At 62.1% G+C, this 5,376-nt stretch carries 8 protein-coding genes; 5 read left to right on the forward strand and 3 right to left on the reverse strand.

Annotated features, from left to right (window positions below):
* Nucleotides 1-563 (reverse strand): AraC family ligand binding domain-containing protein (locus tag AC1D1X_RS14750; RefSeq protein ID WP_477698541.1); only part of this gene is annotated, 563 nt, incomplete at its 3' end.
* A 126-nt stretch (nt 564-689) separates the two neighbouring features.
* Here AC1D1X_RS14750 and AC1D1X_RS14755 point away from each other — a divergent pair.
* From AC1D1X_RS14755 to AC1D1X_RS14765, 3 genes are all read left to right on the forward strand, one after another.
* A complete protein-coding gene (locus AC1D1X_RS14755; protein ID WP_477672852.1) occupies nt 690-1,082 on the forward strand; it encodes a nuclear transport factor 2 family protein in 393 nt (130 codons plus the stop codon).
* 281 nt (nt 1,083-1,363) lie between these two features.
* On the forward strand, nt 1,364-1,801 hold the full coding sequence (locus AC1D1X_RS14760; protein WP_477698542.1) for a universal stress protein: 438 nt from the start codon (nt 1,364-1,366) through the stop codon (nt 1,799-1,801).
* A 27-nt stretch (nt 1,802-1,828) separates the two neighbouring features.
* Nucleotides 1,829-2,029 (forward strand): YgaP family membrane protein, encoded by a 201-nt coding sequence (locus AC1D1X_RS14765; protein ID WP_477671511.1) that lies wholly within the window; start codon nt 1,829-1,831, stop codon nt 2,027-2,029.
* 21 nt (nt 2,030-2,050) lie between these two features.
* Here AC1D1X_RS14765 and ylqF read toward each other — a convergent pair whose 3' ends face one another.
* The gene (ylqF, locus tag AC1D1X_RS14770) at nt 2,051-3,025 is read right to left on the reverse strand and encodes a ribosome biogenesis GTPase YlqF (protein WP_477671510.1); all 975 of its coding nucleotides are present in this window, start codon (nt 3,023-3,025) and stop codon (nt 2,051-2,053) included.
* A 278-nt stretch (nt 3,026-3,303) separates the two neighbouring features.
* Between ylqF and AC1D1X_RS14775 the strand changes: the two genes are divergently transcribed.
* Nucleotides 3,304-3,579 carry a hypothetical protein gene (locus AC1D1X_RS14775; protein ID WP_477671509.1) on the forward strand — a complete coding sequence of 92 codons (276 nt, stop codon included), beginning with the start codon at nt 3,304-3,306 and terminating at the stop codon, nt 3,577-3,579.
* Between the two features lie 21 nt (nt 3,580-3,600).
* Nucleotides 3,601-3,825: an oxidoreductase-like domain-containing protein gene (locus AC1D1X_RS14780; RefSeq protein ID WP_477671508.1), complete on the forward strand. Its 225-nt coding sequence runs from the start codon at nt 3,601-3,603 to the stop codon at nt 3,823-3,825.
* Between the two features lie 194 nt (nt 3,826-4,019).
* On the opposite strand, the gene gshA is transcribed toward AC1D1X_RS14780, so the two are convergent.
* Nucleotides 4,020-5,376, reverse strand: a 1,357-nt coding sequence (gene gshA, locus AC1D1X_RS14785) for a glutamate--cysteine ligase (protein ID WP_477698543.1), incomplete at its 5' end; no start/stop codon positions are given.

The raw sequence follows: 5,376 nt of genomic DNA on the forward strand, positions 1-5,376 counted from the left end.
GTGCCATCGCTGCGTTGTTGCTGGTGCGCCAGAACCAGCCGCAGGAGCACGGTGCAAAGCTGGTGCAGCAACAGGGCCTGAACCTCTGGCTGGCCGGCTTGCAAGCCCCCGTCCAGGTGCATCTGTGCCATGGTTTGCTGCAGCAACCGGGCCTCGGCGTCATCAAAAGTGAGCTGCACAGGCAACTCAGCCACAGCCTGAACCAGGCCGAGCTTCCCCATCTTGTCCTGCGATGCAAAAAGCTGTTCAGGGCGAAATAGAACGAGCCAGCCGTCCCAGGGTGTTGTCACATCGAACTGCTCGACCTGTGACGGATGCAAAACCAGCACAGAGCCGGGCGAGCAGCGGACGGGCTCGAAGTCCACCACATGCGTGCATTCGCCGCGCCTGACGAAGATCAGTTCATGGAATTCGATGCGGTGCGGCCTGCGCAGCTCTTCCGCCGGAGCGCGGGCACGCAGCTCCCGCATCGCAACCACCTCGATATCGAACGCGTAGCTGGCCGGCGGCGCGTAGCCGATCCGCTCCAGTGTGTCATTCGCCCCGTCAATATTTCCATTCATGTCCGATTATTACCATTTTTAGACAGCTTTCCACCGTGACGCCAAGGCGAGCGCAACGTACAGTTTTACCTGATGACACCTGAACCAATGCAGGGCCATCACTTATTTCAACCAGCAGAGGAACAGATGACTACTCCAATCGAAATTGCACAAAAGTACATTCAAGCCGTTCAATCCGGCGATCAAGCCGCGCTAGGCGTCCTCCTGGCACCGGACATCGTGTGGCACCAGCCCGGGCGCAATCGCTTCTCCGGCACGCACAGGAGCGTGCAAGCCGTTGGAACGATGATCGGCAAGATGATGGAAGTGTCCAAGGGAACATTTGCGATCACCCGCGCGCATCGCTTCATGGGGAATGGCGCATGGGTCACCGTGGAGCTTGAGTTCGAGGGACAGCGCGACGGCTTGCGGCTATCTCAGCATGGCATCGACTTGCTGCGCATCGAAGAAGGCAGGATCGTCGAAGCCAGGCTGTTCTCAAGCGATCCTGAGCAGGAAGATGCGTTCTGGGGTCACTAACTTCCCTCATCCGACAGACTCTATTGTTTCCTGTCGCTGAGTGACACTGAGGCTGCCCGTAACTTCTCCTGCATTCGGTGGATTTTGAAACCGACATCGCCGCACCGCGCGGCGTCACATCACGAACCCGTGGCAGGCAATCCGCCCCGTCCCCTCCCCGATTGAGGCGATGACTTGACCTGCATCAAAGCCGTTTGGCGGCAGCGACCTAAAGTGGAACCGCCCTGCTCAAGGTTTGCCGCACCGGCGATGAGCCGCCCAGGATGACAAGGAGATTTGCCATGTTCAAACATATTCTTCTACCGACCGACGGCTCGCCCGCTTCGGATCGGGCAATTGCACAGGCAGTGACTTTCGCCAGGGAAGCCCAGGCCAGGATCACGGGTTTGCATGTGATGCAGGAGTTTCACCTGCTGACCTACCGGGTCCAGATGCTGGAAGACACACGGGACCAATTCATGAGGGAATGCCAGGCGCAGGCAGAGGCATTCCTGTCTGCGCTGAAAGACGCCGCCGACAAGGCGGGCGTGCCTTGCGAAACCGTTTGCGTCGCAGGCGACCACCCCTATGAAACCATCGTCCGGATGGCAGACGGCAAAGCTTGCGACCTCATTGTGATGGCCTCGCACGGCCGCAAGGGCATCACCGGCTTTCTCCTGGGCAGTGAAACCCAGAAGGTGCTGTCGCACARCAAAAAGCCGGTGCTGGTGCTGCACTAAAAAGTTAATTTTCCAAGGGAACTCATCATGAACAAAAACGCAGGCACCGCCGACCGTGCGGTGCGCATCGTGGCGGGACTCGCCATCCTCAGCTTGTATTTTGTGGCGGAGCCCGCCTGGCGCTGGTGGGCGCTGCTGGGGCTCGTGCCCCTGCTGACAGGTTTGCTGGGCTGGTGCCCGGCGTACACGCTGCTTGGCATACGGACCTGCAAAACAGGCCCCAAGTGATCCCGCGCGCGGTGGCCGGTCTCAGGATTCTTCGAATCCGGACCTGCCGGATTTATCCGGCCGCGGAATCTTCTTGAACTTGATCAACCGGTTGGTTTCGATCTTGTCTTTTTTCACCTGGCGCTCGGCGTCGAGCAGCCGGCCGGCGGCTGCCCATTCGGCAAACTCGCCGGGCGTTTCCAGGGTCACACGGCCCAGCGTTCCCGCCCGGAATTCATAGATCACGATCTCGGCGGCTTTTTGCAGGTTGACCCGGCCCTTGGAGAGCACCGCGCCGCGCTTGCGGCCAATTTCTTCGAGCAGCTGCTCATCGGTAATGCCGGGGGTCACCTCGACCTTGTAGCGCGCCTCCAGCAAGGCGGGGTAGTGCTTGATCAGGTAATCCAGCAACTCGAGCGCGACCTCTTCCTCGTTAAAGGCATTGCGGCCAATGGCGCCGCTGGCGGCCAGGTTATAGCCGCTTTTGGCCACGATGATGCGCGGCCAGAGCATGCCGGGCGTGTCCCATAAATAAAACCCGTCGGCCAGCACCAAGCGCTGTTCGACCTTGGTGATGCCCGCTTCGTCACCGGTTTTGGTGGCGCGCTTGCCGGTGAGGGTGTTAATCAGGGTGGACTTGCCGACGTTGGGAATGCCGCAAATCAGCACCCGCATCGGCTTGACCATGGTGCCGCGAGTGGGCGCCAGCGCGTGGCAGGCATCAATGAGGCGGCGCGCAGGCGTGGTTTCGCTGGCGTCCAGCTCAATCGCGCGGGTGGCGGGCAGGCTGTTGTAGTGATCCAGCCAGAGCGGCGTGCGGGTGGCGTCGGCCAGGTCGCGCTTGTTGAGCACCTTGAGCGCCGGTTTGGCGCTGGTGAGCTCGGCCAGCATGGGGTTGGCGCTGGAGCCGGGCAGGCGCGCATCAAGCAGTTCAATGACGACATCAATTTCCTTGATGCGCTCACTGATGGCTTTTTTGGTCAGGTGCATGTGACCAGGAAACCACTGGATGGCCATCGGGATCTTTCTTAGGGTGTTCGGGTTCAGATGGAACCGGGGCGGGAAGACCCGGCTCAATTCCCCAATTGTCGCCGCAGCGGGCGGCCCCGCCGCCAAGCCGGTACGGGGGACATTCCGGGCCTGCCTCACCTGCTTGCGGCCCAATGAAGGACAATCGGGGCATAGACAGATGTAGCGGCTGCGACCAGCCGTAATGCGCCCAGGCTCATCGGGGCCGCTCCAAGCCGCCCCGAAGCCCTTCCCATCCATCTCCGACCTCCCCTATCGAGCCCCTCATGCCCCTGCCCGCAGCCCCCGACAAAAAACCCGTGATCCCGGCCCGCCGCCTGGCCGCTTCCGCCCTCAAGGCCAATAACGAACTGATGATCAAAGGCATCCTGTGTGTGCTGATCGGCCTGGGTGTGGTGGTGTCGCCCTACTTCATCACCTCACCGGGCATGCAGGGCATCGTCGCCAAATCGGCCCTGGTGGGCTGGTTTGCCCTGGTACTGGGCTGCGCATTCATCGGCCTGTACGCCCGCCGGCGCATGGCGGCTTCCGCCAAACCCTGACACGGCACCCACACCAGGCCCATGCCCGAAAGCCCTGCTGACCACAGCGCCGCCATGGCGATCTTCAGCACCCTGCAGGAGCGCGCCGCTGCTGCGGGCATCCGCTTGCGGCCACCTCCTCCCGAACCCACCACCTGCTGCGGTCGCGGCTGCAACGGCTGCGTGTGGGAAGGCTGGTACGCGGCCGTGACGTACTGGCGTGAAGACGCCGAAGAAGCGATTTTTAAATACCAAATCGGGCTCTAGCCCAATACCAACTTGCGCCACAAGCTACTGAATTGATAGCACCCCGAGAGTTTCGATAGGGGTGTCCCTGTTCACCAGCAGGGGCCGCGGAACTGGCTTCGCCAGGCCGCAGGCGCCGTCCCCTGCAAGGGGAAAAGGCACTACACGAAGTGAGTGCCGATAGGGGTGAACCTATTTCTCAAGGGGAGAGGGGGCTACACGAAGTGAGCCCCAACAGGGGTGTGCTCAGATTCGCGCCCCGGCATGCCCAGGCGCTCAGCCGAAACGTACTGCTGACGGTACTGCTCAAACGGCATGGTGTCCGCGGCTTCAATCTTCTTTTGTTCCTGGACGGAGGCCTCGGTCAGTGCGGCGAAGTGTGCCAGCTGGCCGGCCGACAACGGCTGCGCCTGCAGGATGCCTTGCGTCTTTTCAGACTGCGCGCGTGTGAACCGGATGAAGGAGTTCTCATGGCGGTCGGCCATGGCGGCCAGCACACGGGCCGAAGGCAAGGTGGAGGGGTCCAGCAAAGCGGCGCTGGCCAATGTCAGGGCGTCGCTGTATTGCGAGCCGCCATGCGTGGCGTCGAGCGCCGCCGCGATAGGCGCGCATTGGCCCACCACCTCCGCACCCCAGGCCGTCAGCGTGATCTCATGGCCGCCTCGCTTGAGTTTCAGGCCGGGCTCTCGCCCGCGCGCCGCCGTCTGGTGCTGGTTATGCTTGAGCTCGGCGATTTCCTGGGGCGTGTCGTTCGGGCTGTCGCTGAGCAGGCAGTGCAGCAGGAACACATCGAGGAAACGCATGGTCTGCGCATTGATGCCGACGGACTCGAAAGGGTCCAGGTCCATCAGCCGCACTTCGATGTATTCGACGCCGCGCTCGCGCAGCGCATGCAGCGGCCGTTCGCCGGGAAAGATCACGCGCTTGGGGCGAATGGTGCCGTAGAACTCGTTTTCAATCTGCAGCAGCGTGGTGGCCAGCTGGTTGTAGTCGCCGCCGGGGTTGCGGATGCCCACTGCCTCATAGGCCGGGTAGGGCCGGGTCAGCGCGTCCTGCAGCGAAGCGCCGTAGCCGTCGAGGCTGTTGTAGCTCACGGCAAGCGATGCCTGCGCGTCGCTCTGGTAGCCCAGGCGGCCCATGCGCAGCGAAGTGCCGTAAGGCATGTACATGGTGCTGTCGCTCAGGGTTTGCAGCTCGTGCTGGCGCCCTTCCACAAACGTGGAACACACCGCGGGCGAGGCGCCAAACAGGTACAGCAGCAAAAACGCCTGGCGGCGGAAGTTGCGGATCAGCGCGAAGTATTCCTTGCTGCTCACCCCGGGCAGGGACCAGTTGTAGTGAATGCCCGAAATGGTTTGCATGCGCCGGCCGTAACGGTGCGACAGGCCCATGCGGTAAACGCTCTTGGCGCGCCCGACATTGGACGAACCGAAGCGGGCGATGGGAATGGTTTCGTCGGTCGGCAGGCCGCAAGGCATGCTGGACACCCAGAGCATTTCGTCGCCCAGATCTTTCATGGTGCGGTAGGTGAACTGGTGCAGCTCCGTCAGTTCCTGAAGCGTGGCTTCAGGG

It is taken from the genome of Polaromonas sp. P1_G4 (genome assembly GCF_056405475.1).

Bases quoted from the DNA above. Each gene is read 5' to 3' on its own strand.
- ylqF (WP_477671510.1), bottom strand. From the start codon at position 3,025: ATGGCCATCCAGTGGTTTCCTGGTCACATGCACCTGACCAAAAAAGCC.
- AC1D1X_RS14755 (WP_477672852.1), top strand. From the start codon at position 690: ATGACTACTCCAATCGAAATTGCACAAAAGTACATTCAAGCCGTTCAA.
- AC1D1X_RS14775 (WP_477671509.1), top strand. From the start codon at position 3,304: ATGCCCCTGCCCGCAGCCCCCGACAAAAAACCCGTGATCCCGGCCCGC.
- AC1D1X_RS14765 (WP_477671511.1), top strand. From the start codon at position 1,829: ATGAACAAAAACGCAGGCACCGCCGACCGTGCGGTGCGCATCGTGGCG.
- AC1D1X_RS14780 (WP_477671508.1), top strand. From the start codon at position 3,601: ATGCCCGAAAGCCCTGCTGACCACAGCGCCGCCATGGCGATCTTCAGC.